The sequence below is a fragment of the Nitrospira sp. T9 genome (assembly GCF_052156535.1).
Lineage (GTDB): Bacteria > Nitrospirota > Nitrospiria > Nitrospirales > UBA8639 > Nitrospira_E.
The window spans coordinates 165,858-190,201 of the sequence record NZ_JBQKUP010000042.1 but is presented as its reverse complement, the minus strand read 5'-3'; the positions used below and the strand labels follow the sequence as shown (position 1 = coordinate 190,201).

Here is a 24,344-nt window from a genome sequence, read left to right as displayed (position 1 = left end):
AATGTGTTCCTGACAACAGGGCAATATTGCAAAGGGGTTTTAAGCTATAGAGCCTTTTTCGGAATGGGAGGAAGATGGAGTCCAATTGGTAAGCTCACGAAACGCGATGGATAACACGATTACGATGATCGGAGTAACCAAATACACAAGAAATGGCCTGAAGACATGTTTCACAATCAACATTTGATCAATTTCCAACCAAGTCAATAGCGAGGGGGGGCAGTATAAAAATCCAAAAATAAAGGGCAGGCCTCCAAATAATAGTGCCAGTCTCAATTCATTCCCATTTGTTTGTTCCGATGCCCATGCCAAAGATGGCTTAAAATCGACTGCAGTTGCTGGAAGAACCAGACAATAGGGTGCAAGAAGATAGGAAAATCCTCCATAGAACAAAATATCCAAGAATGTTTTTCTCAACACAAATCCCCCATAATTCCCTTTTAAGTTCTCCAAAATTTCCAGGGAAAGGTAATAAACTATTATTGCAAGAAGGCCAATAAAAATTGCGACCAAACACAGAGTTAAATGCCAGCCTAAAAATCGCCACTCTCGTTTACCAAATGCAATCCGACTCGAGGATTTCCCTTCCCCGTTTGCTAAAACTAAACGGTGGCAAAAAACAGAAAACATGGCAGAAATCATTAGGGTGGGAAATGCAGATAAAATAAAAAATGAAATTCTACCTGATAAAGAATTCCAGTCCTTATTGGCCCAAACGTACTCTACAACAAGGTACTCTTGGAGATAACAAATGGTTCCGGCGATAATGGTACATCCAATAATCCAACGGAATAATATTGCCCGATGCTGCCATGAAACCATGAGGGCTTCTCGAATCGTCGCTAGGACGGGAAGTTTTTTCAGAGGAATGCTCTGAGATAATTCGGTCATAGTTATCACACGAAAACCGCACTCAAACGCTTACTATTATGCTTTCACTTATCGGCAAAGTGTTCTTCGCACTCAGACCTGGGGGCATCAACCGCCATTATTGAGTAGAAAAATGACGTAATGCCCACAATGAGAATCCGCTTTGGCCCAAGCCAGTTGTGAGATTTTCAGGAGACTTTAAAAACATCGGCTTTCAGTCCTATCGCCTTTTGTGGCGGGTGTCCATTTTACTCACTCAGCAGAGTAGAAAAGATGGATTTTTGCTAAGAACATGCAGGAATGACGCAAAAAAGGGCGGCTCGGATGAAATACCCGAGCCGCCTGATTCTAACCACCTCGGTTTTACGTTCCTGCGCGTTGCAGCGTGATATACCGCACCACGGACAATTTTGAGAAGGCATCTAATTTTTCAACAGACAGTCTCCCGATCACAAGCGTGCCCGTCTTGGGCTGAGCTACCACTTCAAAGCCGAGTTCTTTCAACTTCTCCAAGGTCTCAGGATTGGTATCCGTCAACCAGATTTGAAGCAATACCTTCCCACCGGTCACATGTTGCGCCACGTCCTGGGATAACGTGGACTTCCTCTCCACCTGTTCCACCAACGACTCGAGAATGGAATCCAACTTGCTGGATGAATCCGCCCGACGAGAATCATCCCTTTCCGGTTCAACGCGATCCACCATAGCCGGCGGGCTGGAGGTCACGGATTCCCGGGCAACCTTTCCTCCCAGAAAAGATCGACTCATTTTCGCAATCGGCTGCATCATTCGATGCCCAAAACTCCCTGCGTTCTCGTCCCTGCTGCCAAATATGCCTTCGTAACTTACCCCTTCCGGCAGTTCCACCGGCACTTCTACACGACGAGGTTGTCCACTTTCCGTGATGATCAACTCTTCCACCGCGACAAATGAGGTAAACTGGGTCATCAGTCGATAATCCAAACCTAATTGCGTGATAGCTTCCCGTACATCCTTCCGGGGGTTTCCTTGCTGAATGCCTTCGAAATCCTTCGTCATCAACTCCGCAATTTTGGTCCGCGCCCACAAAGAAGCCAGCACATCATGCTCCGGAACAAAACCTGGGAGATCGACAGGAATATTCCGCACCACTGAACGCCCTGCCACCTTGCCACACAACCGTATCGTGCCCTTGTCCGGTGTCGTATACCGGCCTGTCAGCACAACCGGTTTCGCGCTAAACAAATCAGGGAGTCGTTTTGGATAGATATCCGACACATCCAGCCCATCCCAGTCCACGGACAAATCCGTGAGCAACGGATGTTGGATCCGCTCATGAAAACGCCGCGCCGCAGCAGAGCCATCGTCATTCAAGCCCACATACTCCACTTCACCACGACCTTCCTCGGCCATTCTGTCCAATAAAAACCGATTGACGCTGCTGCCAATCCCAAAAGAAAAGATTCGGGCATTAGGATGTTTCTGCACTTCGCCCAGAATGGCCATATCATTGCCGATATACCCATCCGTCATGAAACACACAATGCGAACATGTTCTTGCGAATCGGAGGGTTCCAGCGCCGCCCGAATGGCCTTCATCATTTCAGTTCCACCCCCACCGGAACGGGAGGCCAAAAATCCCTTGGCCTTCCGGACATTCGCCGAAGTCGCCGGAACCGGTTCGGGAAACAGAATACGGGTATCACCCGCAAACGTGATGAGATTAAACGTATCGCGCGGGTTCAACCCGTCAATGGCCAGGCGCATAGTCTCCTTGGCCTTTTCGATCGGAAAACCGGACATCGACCCGGAGGTATCCAACACAAAGACCAATTCCTTAGGTGTGAGTTCATCGGTCTTCACCCGATCAGGCGGCTGGAGCAGCAACGTGAAAAAACCATTTTTTCCGTTTCGGTGGGTCAGGACCGCATCGTGAATATCATTCCCTGCTACAGCATAGGTCAGGATAAAATCTTTATTGGGAATAGTCGCTTCCTGTTTGAGGTGGACTTCCGCCTGAGAAGCCTTTGAATTGTTCACAACAATGTCATGCGTTGCAGATTGGACCTGTTGAATCGAGACTCCGGCATCGATTTTGACGGACAACGACAGGTCATGGCCTGACCGGGTGTCCGGCTTCAACACAGGCGGCGTGATATGGGAGGCATCCGGGACCTGATCGGTGTCATAGGCCCACCCCTCGCCGAGCGAGGGTACCTGGGCTGTGGGTTGTCCTGGAATGTAACGGGGACCAACCACCATCGGAAACACGACCGAATAGACTCCATTGTCATAGGACAGTGTCTCCACATAACTGATCGTCACCGTAATCTTCTCCCCCGGAAGAATATTCGCGACCGACTGTGTGAAAATATTTGGCCGTTCCTGATCCAAAAGCCCCGCCACATTGCCCCGACGTTTGGCCGCTTCATAAATGGCTCTAGCCTCTTCTCGCTTTTTAATCGTCCCTTTCACCACCCGGTCTCCCACCGTAAGCGTCATGGAATCCACCGCTGCATCCTGTGGAAGTGGAAAGGTATAGACGGCTTCAATTTTATCGGGATAGGGATTTTCGAACTGCTGAGTGACCTGAGCCCGGGCAAGCGGCCCGCTGACCTGAATTGAGACATCGGTGTGTTTCAGTGGGAAGGCTTGGGTGAATTTTCCTTCCGGATCCAGCCCTACCAGACTTCCGGATTGATCTCCATTCACCCACCCTTCATTGGGATGGGTACCGGCATGGGCAGTGGGGACAGGATGTGTTCCCGCACCGAAAAATCCCGCTCCCACAAGAGCCAACAACCCGGCCAGCCCTCCACTAATCACCAAGCTCCAACATCGTTTCCTGCCATTTGCAACGTTCATATTCTACCTCCTTATGTGCAGCGGCCCCATGCCGCTTCACAGGAGGGTATGGCAGGACTTTTAAAATCCTTTCAGGGAATAGACGATTTAATGTAAATAATATTGCAATATTACTTTACATGGGCGATAATTAACACTGTGATTAAGAAAAGTCCCCTGCCTAGGAAAGGAGAATGAAATTATGGGATCAGAAAATGTGAACGTCAGAGTGACAGGAGATCTTCGCACTCATCTCCAACAACAGATTGGTCAATTTGGGCTGTATGAGAATGCCAGCGAATATATCCGTGATCTCATCCGACGGGATCTGAAAGACCGTAATGCTGCTTGGGAGTGGCTACGCCAGGAGTTAGAGCCAGGACTTAGGACAGATGAAAATCAATTTATTCGAGTAACTTCCGACGATGTGATTAGACGAAATACCAAATCCAAGAGGGCTAAGCCCTAATGGCTGACTATCGATTTTCCCCTGCGGCGGATAAACGGCAAGATGAAATTTGGGAATATACTACCGAACAATGGGGCGAGAACCAGGCTAAGAAATACCTTCAGGGTTTGCACGATCACCTTCAAAGGCTTGCCGACAAAGAAATCCCATGGCAACCGCTTCCCCTACACCTGCTCGTACCAACAGATTTGAACCTCTCGGTCTTTTTTAGCCGTTACGAAAAGCATTACATATTTTTCCGGGAACTCTCTGGCAACGACATTGGCGTGATCAGCATTCTCCATGGAGCGATGCAGGTCCCTGTTCGCTTGAATGAGGATTTGGAGAGAATTTTGGAAAAAGAAAAGGAATAGAGTCTTGTTTGGCAGATCTAAGAACTACGAGGATTTTGTAGGTCGAAAGTGATAGGGCGGTATTATGGAAAAACATCAGATACCCAAGTACCAAAGCTCCATTCTCATCAGTGCTATTTCATTAAGGAAACCACCACATGAAGTGGATTCTCTTTTCCTAGGGTAGGTTGAACCACAAACACCGCACCTTCTACCCGCTCAACTTGAAATTCCGACATATCAACTTTACTTTCAAGCCATTGCCCCAGGTCATTTAGCGGCATAAGTGAAAGCAAAACGGTTAGAGAAGGAGCAACGGATTTGTTTGAGTTATCCGTTAATTGAGTAAGTGGAAATTCCACTCGTTGGAATGATTTCACTTTGATCCCCACTTCAGTTTGCTCCGTCTTGTCGGATTCCATGGGCACCAAGTTTTGCCACTTGCCATTTCCTAATGGCGCCAGCACATAGAGATACCCGGACACGTTCGATTCCACGGCCAATCGAATTTCTGACCAATTTCCGGCAACCTGCCGGATTTCCATCTCCTCATCTTTGCCCTCTTTTGCTTGCTGAACAAAGCTGTATCGGAGCCCTCTGGCAATTGGCATAGCTGCACCACCTGAAAAATCTCCCTCCAAGGGCTTAATAGTTTTGGATAAAGCCCCTCGATGGGCCTGGTCTTCTCTATCGACATCATTTTTCTCGCCAATCACTTCATCGCCTAGCGAGCCACTCGCGGCATAAAACAGTTCCTGGGCACTTGGTGGTAGTTGAGTTGCCTCATCCATAGCTTGATCGGCCATTCTGCCAGGTGCTGTGGCTTGCGGGACCTTATCCGTCATCGGCACTTCAGGAGCTTCAGGAACCGAAAGAGGCTGAACGGAGCGCCCGTCCTTAGGCTGGATCAATGCTGAAGGTGCTGGTGGGGATTGAGTCACTTGTTCATGTGTTCTTTGGCGCCTCATGGCTAGACCGCTTTCTCTCGCGTCGTTTTCCGTTTTGGTTCTACCTTGACGTTCCCCCTCAATTTCAATTGCCTCCTCCTGAGCCGGTTTGGTCTCCAATGCCTCCTTCTGTAACGATGATGTACCTTCATCCGAAGGTTTCTGTGTCCGAAATGGGAGTTCCTCTCTTGATGAGGATTTCGCGGCTTCCTGCTCCTGACTGACCACCGGCCCCCATTCTTTTTCCATTTGCCAGCCAAAGATGAGAGCCAGACCCACGGCAGCAATGCTCCCCGCCCAGGCAAGTGACGTGTGCTCCTTTAACCAGCTCACCCATTTCACTTTCTCATCCGGAACACCACCGGAACGCTCTGTTGCTTCCAGACTGGCCAGAATACGCCGGCGGGCCTCAGGATCGGCGAGCATGACTTTCAAGGCTTCTTCATCGGCCAAGGCATTAAAGAGGGCTTGATCGTTGAGGGCTGCCTCATATAATTGGCGCTTTTCCTCGTCGGTCAGCGTATGAGTGGCATAGCCGCCAAGCAGATGTTCCCAGGATGCGGCCATTATAGATCCTTCTCCACGGTTTTCTTTTTGTCTTCACCAGCCTGAGGGATAGTGGTCCCCCAACGTCCTCCCATGAGAGCCAGAAGTTGTTTTCGACAGCGGGAGTCCCAGGTATAAATGGTGTTGATAGACCGCTCACCGAATATCTGTTGAATCTCAGGAAAGGTGTGGCCTTGAAGTTTCAACCGGAATAATTCCCTGCAACGCTCACCCAATTGGTGAAGCGCCTCAATCAATTGCCCTACCCGCTCTTTCTGCTCGGCTTGCATGGCGGGATCATCTCCAGGATTTGCATGCGGCCGATCATCAATGGATTCCTGATGATATTCGCCCCGTCGGAGGTTTTTTCGATGGAGATCCAGCATTTTATACCTGAGAATTTGAAACGTCAGAGGAACCAGCTCGGTCAATGCCGTGACTTGAGGATATTTCTCGTGCAAGACCAGAAGTACCTCCTGAGCCAAATCTTCAGCCACATCTCTTGATCCACGAGATGTCGCAAATGCCACAATCCTTTCACGGAGTTGGCCAATGATTTGATCCCGGGCCATTGCCGGGTTATGGCCTTTTCACGTGAATCACCAACAATTCAACCTCCGGACTTATTTTGCACGAGGATTGTCGGGCACAGGGTAACTTTCCGGAAGTCATACGGTTGATCCTGGAATGTGGCATTCCCATGATTCCTGAAGCTTCTGGATATTGTACCACTGGAGGGGAATGGCGGGGAGAAACTTGAAAGAGAGCACACACGAGCCTCAAGACAATCACCGAAAAACTCGGAAGATGATAAGAGCAGAAGGCTCTACACTTTCTGGACTTCGAAATATAGAAGCGCGTGGTCGGAATATTTCCTGGTCCACGCATCTCGTTTCTCAGGGGTCGTTTCTTGGGGCCACCCACGAATGTCGATGTGGGCTGATCCAAAGGCCTTAAACCGCAAATGGTCCGCGGCCACAACGTGGTCAAGGTTGCCCGGTGAGTAAGAGGACTTCGAACCCGGCCAGTAGGTCTCCGGATAGGACTTATCGAGTACCTGCATCTTCCGGTTTTTCACCCGTTTCTGCAGACGTTGGACTTCCTCGTCTGCACTGACATCCTTCGTGCTAAACGTCAGATTCATCCCCATCGTGTTGAGATCCCCCAGAAAAATATAATTCGCTTGATCCTCATTGCACGATGCCTTATCCAGGACTTTTCGCAATTTGAGGGCCCGTTCGGTCTGATCGTCCCGCAAGCCAAACCCTCGTGGTTCCGTCAGACTTTTTAAATGCAAAAACAAAAGGGGATAGGCTTTCCCATCCACTTGAATCGTTAGCAAGGAACCAGGCCGCAGAACGGATACCCCTGATTTAAATTCCAGCCGTTGAGTATAAAAACTCGAGAAGGTTCGCTTCACACCTATCAGAATTTCCTGTGCTTGAGGCCCCTCCGTAATATGAAACTGGTAGTCCGGCATCACCGTCACGATGGTGTCATATACCGTCGAGCCCACGACTTCGTACACCGCGACCACATCGGCATGTTGTTGGGCCAGAAACTCGATAATGGGGCCCACCGGTTTTTTCGGCTTCGCCTTAGTTTTGTTCATCGCCCCGAAATGCTCCACATTCCATGACGCAACGGAGAATGCTTTGGCCATCATCTCCTCCTTGGTGACATGTGATAGGTCATGAATTTACCACGTATCGGCTGATTGTCCCACCGGCTTGGAAATCTTGCAAGACAAGAACGTTTCCTTCAAGGAGCCTCAAATCCGTTCACGATTCCTTGGGGAAATCTTTCAGCCATGAGGCTAATTGGAAGAAACCGGAAACACCAGAGTAAATGTGGCGCGCCTTAAATAGACGTCAAATAGGCCGCAATGAACAAGACGGCCAGGCTCAGGCTCAAGATGGCGCGTTGGACCCACACCACTTTGCCGGAAAACAGGAGTGGCTCCGTCTCATTCTTTTTGCTTTTTGCGGAGACACCATAGGGATCAAGAATAAGATCGTGGACGAAAATCAATCCTCCGACAATCGCAAAGACAAAGAGCTTGAGCATCATGATCAAGCCCCAACTGGTTTCAATGCGTGCTGATCCGCTTTCATGCAATAACTGAGACGCTCCGGTAAAGATCAGCGCCATGAGACTCACCCACCCCACCATTTTAAACCGTTGGCCAACTTTTTTGACCATCTCAAGAGCTTCCATCGACGGTAGCTTGGCCTTGCCTTCGGTCAAACTTGGCCGGACGACGAGCTGAACAAACATCCATCCGCCAATGAAGGTGATGGCGGCCAATAAATGAATCCACGTGACAACATAGGCGGGCATCTGTTTTCTCCTACAATTTCCATTCATTTCCCAAACGGTGCCATAATACCCACTGAAACAGGGAAAGACCACCAGGAAACGTGCTGGATTCTTTCGTCCCCTGACTGGAATCGGCTATGGTTCTCTCAACAGCTGTGGAGGTCAAATGATGAAAATTCGTTTTCAGCTATTCCCAAATCTTTCCAAAATATTTGTCCTGGGGCTCCTGGGTCCATTCGCCCTTGCTGGATTCATGGCCATTGACTCCTCGTGGGGAGCTGAAGCAGACAAGGAGCGATGGAATAAGAAATATGAAACCGAGAACTATCTATTCGGACGGGACCCCATCCCGTTCTTAACGGACCATGTCGATCTTCTACCCAAGGGGGCTGCCCTTGACCTGGCCATGGGTGAAGGACGCAACGGGGTCTTTTTAGCCACGAAAGGCTTTCAGGTTACCGGGGTCGATATTTCAGAGGCGGGTTTCAAAAAAGCCCGAGCCCTCGCTTCCGAGAAAGGCGTGAAGCTGACCACCGTCGTGGCCGACCTGGAACAATACACCATTCCCTCCAATTCCTACGATGTGATTATCTGCACCTATTTCCTGCAGCGCGATCTCTTCCCAAAAATTACTGCTGCCCTTAAGCCCGGCGGGGTGGCCTTGATCGAAACCTATACGGTTGATCATTTGCAATACCGCCCACAATTTAACAGGACCTTCCTCTTGGAGCAGAACGAATTATTGACGTTGCTCCCTGGCCTGCGGGTGTTGCGTTATCAAGAAGTTGATACTGGAGATACAGCCTTTGCCAGTATCCTGGCGCAAAAACCCCTACAGGCCACACGGCAATAAGTGCCAGGACTTTGGTTTCTTTCCCTCCTACTGAAAAGGCAAGAAATGGTTGCGGCCTTTTGGATCGATGGGGTACCCTGGCAACTTCCTTTTGTCCGTGCATGCTGACTAGAACCGGAACCCAACCCTCATGACCCAAACCCACGCCTCTCAACCCACTGCCGATACCTGGGCAGGAGTCACCCCTCAGGTCTTGGAGGGGGACATTCTCAATCAACGGGCATGGCGCATGCCCGATATTGTAATTTACCAGCATGCGACGGATGAATGGTGGGTAGCCCCGCTTGATGAAGAGTTACCCCTGGTTCGGCTCAATCGCCTGGGCGCAGCCCTGCTCGGCGCGATGGATGGTCGTATGACCATTGGCGCCCTTCTCAATCAGTATGGGAAATGGGTCTGCAGCCCGACCCAACAGAATGGTCGCTGGCATTTAGAACGGTGGGCCCAACCGCGGTTTTCGTTAGCCTATTTTGGAACCGAACCCCCCAGCGGACACAGCGCAGAGGCGAAATGGGATTTGTTGCTGCAAAAGGTGCGGGAAGGGTGGCATCAAAACGTCCAGGCTGAAACCGAAGATCATCTGTCCAAATTTCACGTCCAAGGGATCCAAGGGCCCCACGGGCATTTTGAAATCATCGAAACGACGGTCTCTCATTTATTTCGCGAACCCTGCGAAGCCATGAACGGGCTGACCTATGGACGACTGCTCGGCAAAACCCTGCGCCAAATGGGCTGGCTCTCCCCCAAACCCAAACGCATGGTGGAAGTGGGCGCCGGCCTCGGGTATGTCTCAAAGGAACTGGCAGGGGAACTCTCAGCGGAGGAGCGGAAAGACATCCAGTATACCTTTCTCGATTTGACCGGCCCGTTTCTGGGATCCCAAACGTCGTTAGCGCGACAAGCAGGATGGACCGCATCCGCCATTCAAGGCAATGCCGAACGAATGCCCCTGGCGGACCGTTCCGTTGATTTGTTGATCGACAATGAAAATCTCGCCGACATGACGCCAATCCAATTTACCGGGGATGAACTTCTCACGTTTCGAGGCGAGAATCCCTTGCATGATGAAGCCCTGGACCTTATCCGGCACATGCGCCTGCCACTCATGCCACCCTTTCCCGACGAAGTGATTTTCAATTACGGCGCCATTCAATTTCTACAGGAAGTCTGGCGCGTGCTGAAGCCGGGCGGACGGGCCATCCTGGTTGAATTCGGGATCGAAGATGATTGGCCTTCTCCCGTCAGATTGCCCGGGCACACCGAATATGAAGTGCAATTCAGTCATCTGCGTCATGCCGCCAAATGGCTGGGCTTCCGCGAGCAGTATTGCACCCTGCCACAATTGCTCGGCATGAAACGGGACATTAATGTCTTATGTACCGGGGCGGCCTATACCCTACGGCGATTTTGTCGTGAATTGGAAAAACCCTTCTCCGTGCGGGCCTATACGGAAAAAGAATTGGGCACAGCGCTGGGTGCTCTTCTACCAAAACTCACCGGCCTGCACTACCATAACGTCTTAGATCCGGCATGGTTCGGTCTGTGGGATTTCAAAGTCTTGTTGGTCGAAAAGCCAGGCGGCATGAGCATCGGGCAACAACCGGCCTTCAAAGAATCCGGCGGCTTCCGCTGGTACACTCAGCGATAGGACGCACCCCTACCCTTCTTATTCCACGTTTTTCAATTTTCTGGCTTTATCAACCAGGATTCCTTCGCGAAGGCCAAAGTCGCTGACCAGGCATGCGTCAAAGCCGAAGGTTTCCATGATCCTTCGTAGAATCACCGTGCCTGCCACGATGACATATTCCCGCCCGGGTTCAAGGCCTGGCATGGCTAGGCGCTGCGGACCGGTTTTGGTGATGAGATCCTGCTCCAGCCCTTTGATGGTCGTCAACGTTAACTCATAATTGTGGACACGTGCCGACTCATATCTCGGCAGTCCTTGAGCCATCGCGGCGAGTGTGGTGACGGACCCTGCCGTCCCGACCAGTGGGATGCCTGAAAAAGGCCCGAAAACTTTGGACACTTTGGCCAATTCCTCATCAATACAGGCTTCAGCCCGGTGAATCTCCTCGACTGTGGGTGGATCCAGACGAAGCACCCGCTCCAATAAGCGCACTACTCCCAGATCCAACGAGATGACGGAAGGAGCCATTCCAGATTGAGCCAGGATACATTCGGTACTACCGCCGCCAATATCCAATCCCAAAAAATTCGCAATGGCGGGTGGCAGGCCAAAACGAATACCCAACAAGGTTCGCCGGGCTTCTTCTTCTCCCGTTAAGACCTCCACTTCCCATCCGGTTTCTTGAGTGACAAGGGCGAGAAAGTCTTTGCGGTTTTCCGATTCACGTACGGCGCTGGTCGCCACGACTGCCACCCCGTTGAGCGGATACTTCGCGGTCTTTTTTTTCCAATCTTTTAGGGTGGACACAACTCGATCCATTGCGGCCTGGGATAACCGTTTGTATTGGTCAACCCCTTCCCCGAGCCGTAGGATGCGCCGATCCGCATCAACCACGGTCATTTTTCCTGGGGGATTCAATTCTGCCACCAACAAGCGGCAGGTTAAAGTGCCAATATCAATTCCTGCGAGTAACATGCTGTTGCTTCTCCGATCTTGAGATAGGCCCCACAAATTCTCCCTCACGGACTTCCAAGTCCCAAATTGAAAAGTCCCGAAAGGTGAGTCGACATCCATACCTGAAAGACACTCAAAAAGACCAGGACATTTAAATCCGTCCTGACTTCTTTTCCCACCCAAGATTTCTGTGTTAGGATTTTACATTGTTCTGCATATTAATACGCATAAACTTTGGGCTTGTCACTTACAAAAGGAGAACAGGATGGCGCAAATTCATTGCCGAAAATGCGATAAAGACGCGGACCCGATCACGGACAATCTTTTTATGGGGAAACTGGAAGAAGAAATCAAACAGAAAGTCTGTCAAACCTGCTGGAATGAATGGGCTGGCCCGGGCGGAACGAAGACCATGGTTATTAACGAGTACCAGTTGAATTTAGGGGATGAAAATGCCCGTCAAACCCTTAAGACACAGATGCGGACTTTTTTGAAATTGGATGACGCGACGGGCGAATTTAAAGATTACAGACATTAATCTATCAAAATTTCCTACCAAATTTCCGAAGGGTTCGGATTGCGGCTCCTTTCTTACGAAGGACTTCTCCAGCTTTGTTAGGCAGAGCAGGAGGGACCATCGTGCAGCCTTGTCTGATGAGAGTTGGGAGTGGGCCAGCATTCCGATGGTACCCTTACAACCATGTATGATTTTCTCCCGGGAAATGCCTCTTGATGGAATCCCTGTGGCACGTTAGGATGAGTGTATGGACACACCATTAGGCAAGGGGGTTTTCCTCATTGCCACTCCAGCATTGCGCGATCCCAATTTCCGTCAAACGGTCGTGCTGCTCTGCGAGCATGGACCGGAAGGAGCCCTAGGCGTGGTCGTGAATCGTCCGACCGAGATGAATATTGCAGAGGTCCTGCCGCAAGTTCCAGTGCTCGAAGGGCAGGAACATCGAGTCTATTCCGGGGGGCCGGTTCAGAAAAACAGCTTGCTCGTCTTGTACCGCCTAAATGAGGAAGTTGAAGATACCCATGCGGTTCTTGACGGCGTGTATCTCGGAGGGAATATGGAGACGCTGGAGCGCATTCTTGAAGTTCCCGGTGAGCACGAATCGTTTCGGGCATATATGGGCTATTCAGGCTGGGGACCTGGACAATTGGAGACGGAAATGGAAAGTGGGTCATGGCTCACCATGCCTGCCCAACCTCACCTCGTCTTCGAGGAGGATTCTCAGGACTTATGGGGCGAGGTCATCCAATCCTTCGGAGATCAATATACCATGTATGCACACATGCCCGTAGATCCAAATTTAAACTAACCGCCTCCCTGGCTCGGCTCCATCCTCATCCCCAAGACACCTTCGGCTTCAACAAGACCTAAGCCCATTTCTTTGATAAGGTCTGGTGTATGACCACGCAGACCGAGCCAGGTCATTGGCTCAAAAATTTCTGTCTTCTTCTTGTCAGTCCCAAAATGCTGGTCATGCTGTTGACCGGCTTTTCTTCCGGCCTTCCTCTCCTGCTCATTGGCTCGACCCTCAAATTCTGGATGCGGGAAGAAGGGCTCGATTTAACCACCATTGGATTTTTCGGATTAGTCGGCCTCCCCTACACACTCAAATTTCTCTGGGCTCCAGTGATGGACCGTCTCGTGTCTTCTGCTCTGGGAAGACGACGAGGATGGATGCTGGGCACTCAGATAGCTTTGATGCTTACCATCGCCTCGCTCGCGTTGACTCAACCGGCAATTCATTTATCAACCCTCGCGGTCTTGTGTGTCCTTGTGGCGTTTTTCAGTGCCAGCCAGGACATCGTCCTGGATGCCTATCGCCGTGAATCCCTCTCTGACGAGGAACTCGGCATTGGATCTTCCATGTTTATTTATGGCTATCGCTTGGGAATGTTGGTCGCTGGAGCATTGGCCTTATTTCTGGCCGATCAGGAGAGCCTTTCATGGAATGCGGTCTATTTCATCATGGGCGCCATGATGATTATCGGCATTCTCACGACATGGTTTGCACCGGAACCCACCATTCCCGCACCACCGCCAGCATCATGGCAGGAAGCCATCACAGGTCCGTTTCTGGAATTTTTTTCCCGTCCTGGCGCTCTCATGATGCTGTTGTTCATCCTGCTGTATAAGGTCGGCGATAGTATGGCGTCAGAAATGCTCTCTCCATTTATGGTGGATCTCGGCGTCTCAAAAACCGACTATGCGATGATCGTCAAGGTTTTCGGCATGATTGCCTTGATGGCGGGAGGATTGATTGGGGGTCTCGTCGTCTATCGCATGGGGATTGTGCTTTCTCTGTTTATTTTGGGTTTCCTCCAAATGATTTCAACGGCAGGGTTTGTCATTCTGGCCTATACCGGCAATCACCTCCCGACCCTGACGGCCGTCATTGCCTTTGAAACCATTTCCAGTGGTCTGGGACAAACCGCGTTTGTGGCCTTTATGGCCAGTCTCACCAACAAGCGGTTTACCGCCACACAATACGCCCTGTTGACCAGCTTCATGGGCATTCCACGGGTCTTTGCCGGCTCCACCACCGGAATCCTGGCCACCTGGTTAGGATGGGAAGGGTTTTTTCTTCTATGCACCTTAATTGCCCTGCCCGGCTTATTCCTCATTCCCTATCTCCGTCGCTTGGAAGAAAACCACCAATCCCTCACCAGGCAATAGGACCTTGTTGCGCCGGCAAAGATGGATATTGAGACAAGCAAGGACGACTACATCCTCTTATTATCAAATGAGGTTGAAACATTTCCTAAAAGTTACCATGCACCTTAAGGCCGTTAAAACGGCCAAAACCAGAAATGGGGGGTATCGGGCGGGGGCTGAATGACTGAATGATCAAAGGTTAAATCCGGTCGCAACGCCACATGCAAAATATAGGTGGCCCCTTCACCTCTTCCCAGATTCATGGATGGAGAGACGGGCAACAATACACGGAGAAGCCATCCGAAATTTACCCGCATCGTCTTGCTATCTCCATATCGATAACGAAAGACCATTCCGCCGGCCCCTTCCTCAATCTCATCAGGAGCGCCTAATTTCCCGGCCACATCCTGAATCGTGCTTTTTCCTGGCACCAACTCTTTGAGAGAGTCGGCAACTAATGGATCATTGACCACCACACGACGAAAGTCACAGCCGGCCAGGGAAAGAACCAACAGGACGCCAAGGATTCCGGTTTTTCCAAAGACCAAGACCATCTTGTCCTACTTCCCAAACGGCCAGATTTGGAATTCCACATTCCTGGTCCGATTGCCAAACACCACGTCATCCACTAACCCTTGGGAATTAAAAAATACCCAGAGATGATCACTGCCAATATTCAGACGGGACAGAAACAGCAACCATCCCAACTTGCTGTCAAATCGGCGATAGTGAAAGATCTCATAGCCGTTTGCCTGGACAATCTCATCGGGGGCCCCAAATTGTTGGGCCACTTCCTGGCGATTTGTTATGCCTTTCTCAATCGTCTCAATCCGATCCTCCGGAAAAGGCTCACCCACTTCTCCCCGGACAAATGCACAACCATTCACCATGCTCAACAACACCAGAAGGCCGGCTATAAGTAAGGATTCTTTTGGATTTCTCCAATGGTGGCTGAAGCCGGCTTGAGATTTCCGCAACATAGTTCTCCTCCTCTTCATGAACTGTTCCGTCGAGGCAGCCAGGGAAACAATTTATTGGTGGTGCGTTGATAAATGCGATAGGCTTCCCCTCGGCTGTGTATAGCCTGAGCCTCGGCCAGGGGCACTCCCGTCACCCATACAAGCGACAACATCATGAGCAATGGCCACACGATCGCCATCCATGCCCCCGGCAATCCAACTGCCAACGGAATATAGGCACACCACTGTAGGATTTCAAAAAAATAATTAGGATGACGGGAAAACCGCCACAACCCCGTCTGTAAGACCTTACCCCGATTAGTCGGATCGGATCGGAACCGTTCAAGTTGAATATCCGCAAGAGCCTCTCCAAAGAAGGCTAGCAAAAAGATCCCGACGCCCAGAAGATCCCAGCCTCTTACCGCCGATTCAGAATGGCCCATAATCCAGCACAGGAGAAATCCAAAGAACAGACAAGCAGGAACTTGCAGCATGAAGTACCCGAAAATTCCGACCGATTTCCATTTGCCTAGCACGGCCCGAAGGGTTTGATACCGGGGGTCTTCCGACTTTCCCCAGATGCGATTCTTCCAAAGGTGCCAGCCCAACCGGCAGGCATACGCACTCCCCATGCTCACAACAAGAGCCCGTCGCCAAGGGCTGCCCTCGCCCTCTATTCCACAAACAATACCGACAAGGCCAAATCCCAAACAAAACCCTACATCGGCGAAGGAGGCATTGCCCACTCGCACATGTACAAGCCACAAGGCAATGAAGAGCACCAGGAGGAAACCTATAGTCTGAGACACATGCGGAAGAGTGAGCATATGCCAGGGAAACGGATTCACCTTAAATCAGAACACACACGATCAACACCACGACCATGAAGATCTTCGGAAAGGGACTCAATTCGCGGCTAAGGCCAAAGGACTCCGGACGGTTTGTTCTTCCGTAACGGGACTGAGGTTTGGTTCGAGGAGGAACACTCGGTCACCGGATACCTTCCCCTCCTGAATGAGGAATTCTCGAATGCCTTGAGCCCGTTGCTGAGCCAGGAGACGAAGCTTCTCGTCCTCCACCTTGATTGATTCAAGCAATTTGGATTTCATCTGCTCCGGTGAAGGAATGTCCGGACCCTTCCCTTCGGGAGAAGAAGCCAGGGTATCGGGTTGCGCTCCAAATTGCTCGGCATACACTTCTGCGAGCAAGCGCCCTTCTTCCTCTGGACTGAGTTCAATCTGATCTAAAGACATCCCCTCCCTCGCGGAAGAAGAGCCCTGGACGAATTTTCGCTGTTGCAGTTGTTTCCGCAATTCCCCGGCAGCCAAACCCTGGTGATCGACCTGGGGATCAGCAGCCCCGGCAATATCCAGTCGCAAGGCAGGACGATCCCCCAGCGCTTGACCAAGCGCATGCAGTTTTTCCTGTTCAGCAGGAGACAACTGGGCATTACCCGCAGGAAAGGCCACATATTGCAGATCATCACCGCTGCCGCCCACCAATCCTCCGACCATGGCAAAAGGAGATGTCGCAACTTTCGTCAGAAGATTTCCCAGGGCATTCCAGATGACTCCTCCATAACTAAAATCCGGATCGTCCAAATTCCCGCGAACCGGCAAATCAATATCGATCTGTCCATTGCGGTCTTTCAGTAAGGCCACGGCAAGAGGAATCGGCAACGACGTCGCATCCGGACTTTCGATTTTCTCACCCATGCTCAACTGGTCAATCAACACCTTATTTTCACCAACGAGAGTCTTTTCAGAAACATTATACTCAAGATCCAACGACAGCTTCCCCTTCGTGATGGGATACCCGACATAATGGGCCGAATAAGGAGAGACGGTGGGGAGATCAAGATTGTTGAACGTGACAGTCAAATCCGTATAGGCATCTTCACTCAAAGGATTAATTTGCCCGGCAATCTTAAATGGGGCGTATTTATCTACCGTCCCTTGTAACGCAACATCGGCTTTGGCTAATTGATCCGAAGAAAGGCCCTTAATCGTACCGCTCAAACCATCAATTTTTGTCACGACATTCGGAGTAACCGATTGATCGGTGAAACGAGCCAGAAGATTGGTAAGAGCCACCGACTCAATTTTGACCGGACTCGGAGACGACTCGGAAGATTCGGCCTCTAACGGCGTTTCGTCTGATGTCGTTTCTTCTTGAGATACGGGTCCTGGCGGTGAAAACAATCGTTGAAGATTCAACCTTCCTTCCTCATCAATTAACAGGGCGAGTGCGGGGTTGATCAGTTCGATTTCTTGAAGATTGACTATGGTCGGTTCAATCTGGAGATCCAAAGCCTTCAGCTGAAACGCCTCCCATGTCAAAAAAGAGGATTCCTGGATGGGATCTCCAAGGGCCAAGTGGGATATCCCCATTCCTCCTTTAAAGGTCCCCATTGGTTGAGTCGTCGTTTCCGCCTGATAGTGTGTGCTTCCTTGCAGCGAGAGCGCGCCATCCTCGATATCAAATTGAACAAAGGGAGCTATATACGGTTGAAACGGCTGAAGGGCAATGTTCTTGAATGACAGGTCAAGGTCAATGGATAGGGGATCTATCTTCAACGCCCCTTGCAAATTAGCCTGTCCGGTTTGATTGAACTGAAACGAAAGATCGAGAGGAAGAGAGCGATCCAAATCCAATGACACGCCCGAGGTGTGAAAATGAATGGTGTCCAATAGCAGTTTGACAGGATCTTCAGGCTGGCGGTCCTCGAAATCAATCGTGAAGTTATCCAAGGCAAGATCCTCAATGACCATCTTCCACGGATTGGCCGGGGAAGGCTCCGGTTCAGGAACTGTCTGATTTTCTAATGCCACAGGTGAAAACAACGTCTGATAATTGACCACTCCATCCTTCCCGACCCACCCGGTAAAATGAGCGTCCCGAGACTTGATCGAAGGAATTCGAACGTCCTGCTTGGCCACATCAACCGAGACGCCGTTGACTTCAAAGAGGGGAATCGTGATCACGGGGGAAAGGGTCCCTTTCTCCTGAATCTGTAAATCATGAATCGTCAGGGTCCCTCCATCGACCACGACATCCACCCCCTGATCGGTCGTAGACAATCGATAATGTCCCTTTATCGTCGTCCGTCCCTGAGGAATCTCAAATCGAACCAGATCCTGAGCATAGGTCCATAGTCTGGGCAATTGGTAATCTTCAAAAACCAAGCGCCCTTCGGACTGAAAGGGTTCCAGAGTGACCGTCCCCTCCCAGGTAATTTTCTCTCCTGCACTGCGTTCAGCTGAGAGTGCATAGGAATTGGCCTGCCCTTTTTGGGTACTAAACTGTTGCAACGTGAGATTGATTGGCACGAAATGCGCCACAAATGGAGTCGGGCGTGAATAATCCCGAAATTCCAACATGCCTCGTTGAATGGAAAGTTGTTCGATTAGAATCGCCGGCAATTCTGCTGATTCCGGTGATGAGGATTCCTCAGATAGGGCCTCGGGAGGGACATCCTGAGATTCGGAGGAAGAACCTAATGCGGCTAGATTCAAGGACCCGTCTGCGCGAACCCATGCCAATCCATACGGCAGCTCCAATCGAATTTCCGCAAACGTGTAAGCCCGGTTCACCAGCGAAGCGGCAGGATCGAAATTAATGAACAGTTCCTCAAACCCCAACATAGGTGAGCTATCCTGTTCCTGAACATCAAACCCGTTTATCTGTAGTGTAAACAGAAAGGGATTAAACCGGACTTCCTGAATGGCCACCGGCCGACCGAGTTGCTCCGAAAGCCTTGGAGGAACCTTCGTGGTAATCGCCCAGGGAATCCCTAGGTAACCCACCAGAGTATAGAGTAGGAACAATCCAAGAAGAATACACAGAAGGATTTTGCCATTTTTTTTCATGATTTGGGTTCTATACTCATGAAAGAAAATGAAATAGAGAATATACGATCAATGAAACCCATTTAAAATTTGACGCGAGCCACTAATAAGATAAACTCAATTAGTTGGAGGTATCGGTTCATGATAACGGCCTGACTCTTTGAGAGCCAGCCTGATCCACCCTATCTTGTTACTCCTCCTTCATCCCTGCCGCCCCCAGTTGATTTTGATATAGGTCCTGCTCGCCCATCACGGGGATTTCACAAAGTTCATGAAACCAAAAGATTTCGGGTGGATACCCATCCCGTTTTTGCCCAACCAAAAGGTGGCACTCAACTTGACATGCCTGATGTTTGTTCACTATTGTCATGGGTTTGCTTAAAATGGTGTATTTTCCATTGGATCCCTTTTCATGTTTACCACGCTGACAGAGAAAATCGAAAAAGTTTTCAAGCAGTTACGCGGCCAGGCCGTTCTGACTGAAGAGAATATTACCGATGCCCTAAAAGAGGTGCGTCTGGCGCTGTTGGAAGCCGACGTCAATTTCAAAATTGTTAAAGACTTTATTGAGAAGGTTCGGATAAAGGCCGTCGGGCAGGAAGTCCTGAAAAGTCTCACACCTGCCCATCAAGTGGTAAAAGTTGTCTGGGAGGAGCTGCGGGACCTTCTTGGCCATGAACAAAGTGCCCTTCATCTCTCTTCACAGCCCCCTACCGTCATCATGATGGTCGGATTGCAAGGCTCAGGCAAGACCACCACCACCGGGAAACTCGCTCATTATTTTAAAACTGAAGGCAAGCGGGTCTTGTTAGTCGCGGCCGATCCCCGTCGCCCTGCCGCAGGAGATCAGCTGACCTCACTCGGGACTGACCTTGATATTACGGTCCATCGTGGGACCAACGAGGGGCAACCTGGCGCCCAGGCCGTTCAAACCTGTCGGGATGGAGTCGCCCGAGGGCGTGATCACGGCTACGATGTAGTGCTCTTAGATACCGGCGGTCGACTGCAAATCGATGAAGAATTGATGCAGGAATTAGTCGATATCCAAACAGGAGTTAAGCCACAGGAAGTTTTGCTAATCGCCGACTCCATGACCGGTCAGGAAGCAGTTGCTGTCGCCGAACGCTTTAATCAGACACTGGGTCTCACTGGCGTCATTTTAACGAAGGTCGAGGGCGATGCCCGTGGCGGAGCGGTGCTCTCGATCCGTGCAGCGACAGGCCAACCCATTAAATTCCTAGGAATCGGGGAAAAGCTGGATGCGTTAGAGCCCTTTTACCCAGACCGGATGGCCTCCCGTATTCTCGGTATGGGTGATGTGCTGACCTTGATTGAGAAAGCCCAAGAGAACTTTTCGGAGGAACAAGCGGTCGCATTGCAAAAAAAGGTTTCGAGTAATACCCTGACGTTGGAAGATTTTCGTGATCAAATCAAACAGGTGAATAAATTAGGGTCGTTCGATCAGATTTTAGACATGCTCCCGGGCGGGCAAAAAATTAAAACGATGATGGGTTCCGGCGCTGCCGGGAATGCTCAGGTACCCGAAAAAGAAATGAAACGGGTGGTGGCGATTATCGATTCGATGACTCCGCGCGAAAGACGGGATCATACGATTTTAAATGGAAATCGAAAAAAGAGGGTGGCCAAAGGTAGCGGAACATCCGTTCCAGAGGTCAATCGGCTCATTAAGCAATTTTTGGATGCCCGACGCATGATGAAGTCCCTGGTCGGAGGGCAAATGGGGATGGGAAAAGGAAAAAAGCGCGGGAAGCTCATCCGCCGGGCTATTCATGCCCGGTAAAAAAATGAAGTCTTCTTGAGCTTTTTCATTCATTCATATTCACGATAGAGGAGATTGCCAGTGGCAGTACATTTGCGACTTACACGTGTGGGCCGGCATAAACGACCATTTTATCGAGTAGTGGCAGCCGATGCCCGCATGCCGCGGGACGGTCGATTCCTTGAGGTCATTGGGACCTATGACCCCCTCAAGGCAAGCGATAAGGCGTCGTTTAAAGAAGATCGGGTGTTGAATTGGCTTCAAAATGGGGCTCAGCCCACTGATTCCGTCAGGGGGTTATTACGACAAACCGGTATCTTGAAGGCCTTTCGGGAATCCAAACAAGCCCCCGCCAAATAATCTCGGCATGTCAGGGTAATGGGAGAGGTGTTGCCCTGTTGTATCCTGCATTTTGGGATGCCACCGTACTAATGGCTAAATTATGGATGCTCCTGAGCTATCCCGGTCTCCCATGGTAACCATTGGCCGGATTCTCAAGCCGTTCGGCGTCCATGGGGAAGTCCGTATTGAATCGCTGTCGGATGTTCCCGGGCGATTTGAGGGATTGGAGACGGTGACACTGGCCCTTCCAGATGGAAGGATTCTGGAAACCCTGGTGACCTCGGTTCGGCAGGTCAACCAGGGGGTGATTTTGGGACTTTCAGCGTTTTCCACACCGGAAACCGCTGCGTTGTACCGAGGGGCCTGGATCAAGATTCCAGAGAACCAGGACCTTCCCAGGGACACGGATACGTTTTATCAGTTTGAATTAATCGGGCTCAGGGTTGAAGATGCCGAGGGACATCCCGTAGGAACATTAGAAGAAGTGCTGGAATATCCCCAACATCATGTGTTTGTGATTCGAAATGAGGATTGTGAAATTCTGGTCCCTGCCAGTCGGCGAACCATTGCCCTGGTAGACCTTCCCCATAAGGTTTTGCGGTTAACCTCACGTGAATGGTGGGATGCCACGTATGCGTTGTGACATTTTGACATTGTTTCCGGAATTGATTCACTCTGTGAGCTCACAGAGCATCATGAAACGCGCCCAGGATAAGGGCCTGCTCACACTCAATGTCCACAACATTCGAGACTATACCCATGATCCACATCGGACGGCAGATGATACGCCGTACGGAGGTGGCGGCGGGATGGTCATGAAGGCCGAACCGATTTTTCAAGCCATTGATCGAATAACACCGGACCTCAATGACATCCGCATCATCATCCCCTCTCCACAGGGCATCCGGTTTTCCCATGGACTTGCGAATGACCTGAGCCAGGATACTCGCCCTTTGTTATTTATTTGTGGGCACTATGAGGGAATTGACGAACGGGTGCGAACACATTTGCGGGTTGAAGAATTCTCCCTTGGGGATTATGTGCTGACAGGTGGTGAATTGGCGGCACTCGTGATGATCGATGCGGCCATGCGTCTCATACCCGGAGTATTAGGGGATCCACATTCTGCTCAACGAGAGTCCTTTGTGGAATCCCTATTAGACTATCCTCATTTCACGAAACCCGTTGAAATTCGAGGCATGTCGGTTCCCGACATTTTAATGTCCGGCAACCATGAAGGCATTCGCCGTTGGCGTCGAAAAGAATCCTTGCGCCAAACGCTGCTGAAACGGCCGGATTTGTTAAATCATCATACTTGGAGTAGTGAAGATCGTGAGTTATTGGAAGAGATTGAACACAACTATACCTCGACGTCCGGTCGTACGACGAGACCTTGAAGGAGGGAGACTCTCATGAATCTGTTAGAGCGTTTAGAGCAATCGTTGGCACAGGGAACCGTGCCGTTTTTTGAAATAGGTGACACCGTCAGAGTTAAAGTGCGCGTGGTCGAAGAACGACAATACGGGAAAAAGAAGGAAGAGGCCAAAGAACGCATTCAGGTGTTTGAAGGACTCGTGATCGCTCGAAAGGGCCGAAAGGTATGCGAGAATTTTACCGTTCGAAAGATTTCCTTTGGAGTCGGAGTCGAGCGAATTTTCCCCCTTCACTCTCCTAATCTGGCAGGCATCGAAGTCATCAGAAAAGGTCAAGTGCGGCGGGCGAAGTTGTATTACCTTCGAGACAAAAAAGGCAAAGCTGCTAAAATCTCCGAACGGGAGTTTTCGCGCACACCAAAAACGGTGAAAAACGCTGCGGCGGCAGTCGAGGTCCCTGAATCCGGTGAATCGGAACCCACGGAAGTAGCGGAATAACGCAGAAGAAAGGGCTCACCTTTCATTGCACACCGACTCTCCCTCATGGATGGGTACGGGTCCGACAGATTTTTTTGAACAAGCGGCCCGAGCCCTTGGATACCGGCGCATTGCAGGCCTGGATGAGGCTGGGCGAGGTCCTTTGGCCGGGCCGGTGGTTGCCGCCATCGTGATTCTTCCACGTCGGTGGTCACCGGTCCTTCTCGACGACTCCAAACTCCTGACTGAACAGCAACGCCACGTATTATATGAGGCCATCACTTCCCGGGCCATCGCTTGGGCCATCGGCATGGCATCAGAACAGGAGATTGACGAACTCAATATCCTGGGGGCCACACGATTAGCCGGTTGCCGGGCTCTTAGCTACCTGGCTACGCCACCCGATTATCTCCTTCTTGATGCTTTGCACCTTCCTAGGGTTTCTGTCCCTCAACGACCGGTTATCAAAGGCGACCAACTTTCACGGTCTATTGCCGCCGCATCTATTCTGGCCAAAGTAGCACGAGACCGCATGATGACCTCCTATCACAAACAGTTTCCTCAGTATCAATTTCATCTCCATAAAGGATATCCCACACCGGAACATCTCAGACGATTACAGCAGTTCGGCCCTTGCCCCGGGCATCGACGAAGCTTCGGACCTGTCCAAGCCTGCCTGAATGTGCCCTCGCACGCATGACCACGCCTTCTCACCAGTTTGGGCGATCAGCAGAGGAGTTTGCAGAGGAATGGCTCCGGAAAAAGGGCTATCGGATTCTTGAGCGAAATCTGCGGGTAGGAGGTGGAGAATTGGATCTCATTGCACAACACCATGATACCCTGGTGTTTATTGAGGTCAAGGGACGACGCACTGATCAATTCGGCGGCGCTCCCTATGCCATCGATGCGCGCAAAAAACGCCAAATCATTAAATTGGCGTCGTATTACCTTTCTCAAAAGGGCCTCAGCAACCAAGTTTGCCGGTTTGATGTTATCCTGATCGCGGGAATCACCCAGGGTACTCCGAAATTAACTCACCTGGAACAGGCTTTTGAGGTTTCCAGCTCCGACTGGCAATGGTAAATTAAAGAGGTTGGCCTCTGCATGAGTCCAATGTCTGAAGGTGAACGGTCGGCAGCTCTTCCCGGGTACTCTCA

General features: G+C 50.6%; 25 protein-coding genes. 14 read left to right on the top strand and 11 right to left on the bottom strand.

The window, feature by feature from the left end; translation table 11 throughout:
- Nucleotides 1-39: 39 nt before the first annotated feature.
- Together ACTRXD_RS20320 and ACTRXD_RS20315 are read right to left on the bottom strand one after the other, a co-directional pair.
- Nucleotides 40-891 carry a hypothetical protein gene (locus ACTRXD_RS20320; protein ID WP_442433601.1) on the bottom strand — a complete coding sequence of 284 codons (852 nt, stop codon included), beginning with the start codon at nt 889-891 and terminating at the stop codon, nt 40-42.
- Nucleotides 892-1,233: 342 nt separating this feature from the next.
- Nucleotides 1,234-3,714, bottom strand: coding sequence for a marine proteobacterial sortase target protein (locus ACTRXD_RS20315; RefSeq protein ID WP_442433600.1), 2,481 nt, complete (start codon nt 3,712-3,714; stop codon nt 1,234-1,236).
- A 181-nt stretch (nt 3,715-3,895) separates the two neighbouring features.
- On the opposite strand from ACTRXD_RS20315, the gene ACTRXD_RS20310 reads away from it, so the two are divergent.
- Nucleotides 3,896-4,162, top strand: coding sequence for a ribbon-helix-helix domain-containing protein (locus ACTRXD_RS20310; RefSeq protein WP_442433599.1), 267 nt, complete (start codon nt 3,896-3,898; stop codon nt 4,160-4,162).
- Nucleotides 4,162-4,515 carry a type II toxin-antitoxin system RelE/ParE family toxin gene (locus tag ACTRXD_RS20305; protein ID WP_442433598.1) on the top strand — a complete coding sequence of 118 codons (354 nt, stop codon included), beginning with the start codon at nt 4,162-4,164 and terminating at the stop codon, nt 4,513-4,515. The genes ACTRXD_RS20310 and ACTRXD_RS20305 overlap by 1 nt, the downstream gene beginning before the upstream one ends.
- Before the next feature lie 113 nt (nt 4,516-4,628).
- Here the strand turns inward: ACTRXD_RS20305 and ACTRXD_RS20300 are convergent, their stop codons facing one another.
- The 4 genes from ACTRXD_RS20300 to ACTRXD_RS20285 form a co-directional block, all read right to left on the bottom strand.
- On the bottom strand, nt 4,629-6,008 hold the full coding sequence (locus ACTRXD_RS20300) for a hypothetical protein (protein WP_442433597.1): 1,380 nt from the start codon (nt 6,006-6,008) through the stop codon (nt 4,629-4,631).
- Entirely contained in the window at nt 6,008-6,559 is a 552-nt protein-coding gene (locus ACTRXD_RS20295; RefSeq protein WP_442433596.1) for an RNA polymerase sigma factor, read from the bottom strand. The genes ACTRXD_RS20300 and ACTRXD_RS20295 overlap by 1 nt, the downstream gene beginning before the upstream one ends.
- A 254-nt stretch (nt 6,560-6,813) precedes the next feature.
- Complete coding sequence (locus ACTRXD_RS20290) at nt 6,814-7,653, bottom strand: endonuclease/exonuclease/phosphatase family protein (RefSeq protein ID WP_442433595.1); 840 nt, start codon at nt 7,651-7,653, stop codon at nt 6,814-6,816.
- A 194-nt stretch (nt 7,654-7,847) separates the two neighbouring features.
- Complete coding sequence (locus ACTRXD_RS20285; protein ID WP_442433594.1) at nt 7,848-8,327, bottom strand: hypothetical protein; 480 nt, start codon at nt 8,325-8,327, stop codon at nt 7,848-7,850.
- Nucleotides 8,328-8,472: 145 nt separating this feature from the next.
- Between ACTRXD_RS20285 and ACTRXD_RS20280 the strand changes: the two genes are divergently transcribed.
- Nucleotides 8,473-9,159: a class I SAM-dependent methyltransferase gene (locus tag ACTRXD_RS20280; RefSeq protein ID WP_442433593.1), complete on the top strand. Its 687-nt coding sequence runs from the start codon at nt 8,473-8,475 to the stop codon at nt 9,157-9,159.
- Between the two features lie 130 nt (nt 9,160-9,289).
- Nucleotides 9,290-10,807 carry a class I SAM-dependent methyltransferase gene (locus ACTRXD_RS20275; RefSeq protein ID WP_442433592.1) on the top strand — a complete coding sequence of 506 codons (1,518 nt, stop codon included), beginning with the start codon at nt 9,290-9,292 and terminating at the stop codon, nt 10,805-10,807.
- Between the two features lie 18 nt (nt 10,808-10,825).
- On the opposite strand, the gene ACTRXD_RS20270 is transcribed toward ACTRXD_RS20275, so the two are convergent.
- Nucleotides 10,826-11,761 carry a Ppx/GppA phosphatase family protein gene (locus ACTRXD_RS20270; protein ID WP_442433591.1) on the bottom strand — a complete coding sequence of 312 codons (936 nt, stop codon included), beginning with the start codon at nt 11,759-11,761 and terminating at the stop codon, nt 10,826-10,828.
- A gap of 244 nt (nt 11,762-12,005) precedes the next feature.
- Here ACTRXD_RS20270 and ACTRXD_RS20265 point away from each other — a divergent pair, with 244 nt between their 5' ends.
- The 3 genes from ACTRXD_RS20265 (at nt 12,006) to ACTRXD_RS20255 (ending at nt 14,429) form a co-directional block, all read left to right on the top strand.
- Nucleotides 12,006-12,278, top strand: coding sequence for a Fe(2+)-trafficking protein (locus ACTRXD_RS20265; RefSeq protein ID WP_312741175.1), 273 nt, complete (start codon nt 12,006-12,008; stop codon nt 12,276-12,278).
- A 226-nt stretch (nt 12,279-12,504) separates the two neighbouring features.
- Entirely contained in the window at nt 12,505-13,065 is a 561-nt protein-coding gene (locus tag ACTRXD_RS20260) for a YqgE/AlgH family protein (RefSeq protein ID WP_442433590.1), read from the top strand.
- Between the two features lie 89 nt (nt 13,066-13,154).
- Nucleotides 13,155-14,429, top strand: coding sequence for an AmpG family muropeptide MFS transporter (locus tag ACTRXD_RS20255; protein WP_442433589.1), 1,275 nt, complete (start codon nt 13,155-13,157; stop codon nt 14,427-14,429).
- Nucleotides 14,430-14,542: 113 nt separating this feature from the next.
- Here the strand turns inward: ACTRXD_RS20255 and ACTRXD_RS20250 are convergent, their stop codons facing one another.
- Genes ACTRXD_RS20250 through ACTRXD_RS20235 form a run of 4 tightly spaced genes read right to left on the bottom strand, consistent with a single transcriptional unit; the run spans nt 14,543 to nt 19,236 of the window.
- On the bottom strand, nt 14,543-14,962 hold the full coding sequence (locus ACTRXD_RS20250; protein ID WP_442433588.1) for a hypothetical protein: 420 nt from the start codon (nt 14,960-14,962) through the stop codon (nt 14,543-14,545).
- Between the two features lie 6 nt (nt 14,963-14,968).
- Nucleotides 14,969-15,388 carry a hypothetical protein gene (locus ACTRXD_RS20245; protein WP_442433587.1) on the bottom strand — a complete coding sequence of 140 codons (420 nt, stop codon included), beginning with the start codon at nt 15,386-15,388 and terminating at the stop codon, nt 14,969-14,971.
- Nucleotides 15,389-15,402: 14 nt separating this feature from the next.
- On the bottom strand, nt 15,403-16,215 hold the full coding sequence (locus ACTRXD_RS20240; RefSeq protein WP_442433586.1) for a DUF1295 domain-containing protein: 813 nt from the start codon (nt 16,213-16,215) through the stop codon (nt 15,403-15,405).
- Nucleotides 16,216-16,272: 57 nt separating this feature from the next.
- Complete coding sequence (locus ACTRXD_RS20235) at nt 16,273-19,236, bottom strand: DUF748 domain-containing protein (RefSeq protein ID WP_442433585.1); 2,964 nt, start codon at nt 19,234-19,236, stop codon at nt 16,273-16,275.
- A gap of 391 nt (nt 19,237-19,627) precedes the next feature.
- Between ACTRXD_RS20235 and ffh the strand changes: the two genes are divergently transcribed.
- The 7 genes from ffh (at nt 19,628) to ACTRXD_RS20200 (ending at nt 24,270) form a co-directional block, all read left to right on the top strand.
- Nucleotides 19,628-21,016 (top strand): signal recognition particle protein, encoded by a 1,389-nt coding sequence (ffh, locus tag ACTRXD_RS20230; protein ID WP_442433584.1) that lies wholly within the window; start codon nt 19,628-19,630, stop codon nt 21,014-21,016.
- Between the two features lie 60 nt (nt 21,017-21,076).
- Complete coding sequence (rpsP, locus tag ACTRXD_RS20225; RefSeq protein WP_312643964.1) at nt 21,077-21,355, top strand: 30S ribosomal protein S16; 279 nt, start codon at nt 21,077-21,079, stop codon at nt 21,353-21,355.
- Between the two features lie 82 nt (nt 21,356-21,437).
- Entirely contained in the window at nt 21,438-21,980 is a 543-nt protein-coding gene (rimM, locus tag ACTRXD_RS20220; protein ID WP_442433583.1) for a ribosome maturation factor RimM, read from the top strand.
- Nucleotides 21,970-22,734 (top strand): tRNA (guanosine(37)-N1)-methyltransferase TrmD, encoded by a 765-nt coding sequence (trmD, locus tag ACTRXD_RS20215; RefSeq protein ID WP_442433582.1) that lies wholly within the window; start codon nt 21,970-21,972, stop codon nt 22,732-22,734. The genes rimM and trmD overlap by 11 nt, the downstream gene beginning before the upstream one ends.
- Nucleotides 22,735-22,749: 15 nt before the next feature.
- A complete protein-coding gene (gene rplS, locus ACTRXD_RS20210) occupies nt 22,750-23,208 on the top strand; it encodes a 50S ribosomal protein L19 (protein WP_312741201.1) in 459 nt (152 codons plus the stop codon).
- Nucleotides 23,209-23,233: 25 nt separating this feature from the next.
- Nucleotides 23,234-23,887 (top strand): ribonuclease HII, encoded by a 654-nt coding sequence (locus tag ACTRXD_RS20205; RefSeq protein ID WP_442433581.1) that lies wholly within the window; start codon nt 23,234-23,236, stop codon nt 23,885-23,887.
- Entirely contained in the window at nt 23,884-24,270 is a 387-nt protein-coding gene (locus ACTRXD_RS20200; RefSeq protein WP_442433580.1) for a YraN family protein, read from the top strand. The genes ACTRXD_RS20205 and ACTRXD_RS20200 overlap by 4 nt, the downstream gene beginning before the upstream one ends.
- Nucleotides 24,271-24,344: the final 74 nt, after the last annotated feature.

Coding starts and splice junctions, on each gene's coding strand:
- ACTRXD_RS20320 (WP_442433601.1), bottom strand. CDS start 891: ATGACCGAATTATCTCAGAGCATTCCTCTGAAAAAACTTCCCGTCCTA.
- ACTRXD_RS20315 (WP_442433600.1), bottom strand. CDS start 3,714: ATGAACGTTGCAAATGGCAGGAAACGATGTTGGAGCTTGGTGATTAGT.
- ACTRXD_RS20310 (WP_442433599.1), top strand. CDS start 3,896: ATGGGATCAGAAAATGTGAACGTCAGAGTGACAGGAGATCTTCGCACT.
- ACTRXD_RS20305 (WP_442433598.1), top strand. CDS start 4,162: ATGGCTGACTATCGATTTTCCCCTGCGGCGGATAAACGGCAAGATGAA.
- ACTRXD_RS20300 (WP_442433597.1), bottom strand. CDS start 6,008: ATGGCCGCATCCTGGGAACATCTGCTTGGCGGCTATGCCACTCATACG.
- ACTRXD_RS20295 (WP_442433596.1), bottom strand. CDS start 6,559: ATGGCCCGGGATCAAATCATTGGCCAACTCCGTGAAAGGATTGTGGCA.
- ACTRXD_RS20290 (WP_442433595.1), bottom strand. CDS start 7,653: ATGATGGCCAAAGCATTCTCCGTTGCGTCATGGAATGTGGAGCATTTC.
- ACTRXD_RS20285 (WP_442433594.1), bottom strand. CDS start 8,327: ATGCCCGCCTATGTTGTCACGTGGATTCATTTATTGGCCGCCATCACC.
- ACTRXD_RS20280 (WP_442433593.1), top strand. CDS start 8,473: ATGATGAAAATTCGTTTTCAGCTATTCCCAAATCTTTCCAAAATATTT.
- ACTRXD_RS20275 (WP_442433592.1), top strand. CDS start 9,290: ATGACCCAAACCCACGCCTCTCAACCCACTGCCGATACCTGGGCAGGA.
- ACTRXD_RS20270 (WP_442433591.1), bottom strand. CDS start 11,761: ATGTTACTCGCAGGAATTGATATTGGCACTTTAACCTGCCGCTTGTTG.
- ACTRXD_RS20265 (WP_312741175.1), top strand. CDS start 12,006: ATGGCGCAAATTCATTGCCGAAAATGCGATAAAGACGCGGACCCGATC.
- ACTRXD_RS20260 (WP_442433590.1), top strand. CDS start 12,505: ATGGACACACCATTAGGCAAGGGGGTTTTCCTCATTGCCACTCCAGCA.
- ACTRXD_RS20255 (WP_442433589.1), top strand. CDS start 13,155: ATGACCACGCAGACCGAGCCAGGTCATTGGCTCAAAAATTTCTGTCTT.
- ACTRXD_RS20250 (WP_442433588.1), bottom strand. CDS start 14,962: ATGGTCTTGGTCTTTGGAAAAACCGGAATCCTTGGCGTCCTGTTGGTT.
- ACTRXD_RS20245 (WP_442433587.1), bottom strand. CDS start 15,388: ATGTTGCGGAAATCTCAAGCCGGCTTCAGCCACCATTGGAGAAATCCA.
- ACTRXD_RS20235 (WP_442433585.1), bottom strand. CDS start 19,236: ATGAAAAAAAATGGCAAAATCCTTCTGTGTATTCTTCTTGGATTGTTC.
- ffh (WP_442433584.1), top strand. CDS start 19,628: ATGTTTACCACGCTGACAGAGAAAATCGAAAAAGTTTTCAAGCAGTTA.
- rimM (WP_442433583.1), top strand. CDS start 21,438: ATGGATGCTCCTGAGCTATCCCGGTCTCCCATGGTAACCATTGGCCGG.
- trmD (WP_442433582.1), top strand. CDS start 21,970: ATGCGTTGTGACATTTTGACATTGTTTCCGGAATTGATTCACTCTGTG.
- rplS (WP_312741201.1), top strand. CDS start 22,750: ATGAATCTGTTAGAGCGTTTAGAGCAATCGTTGGCACAGGGAACCGTG.
- ACTRXD_RS20200 (WP_442433580.1), top strand. CDS start 23,884: ATGACCACGCCTTCTCACCAGTTTGGGCGATCAGCAGAGGAGTTTGCA.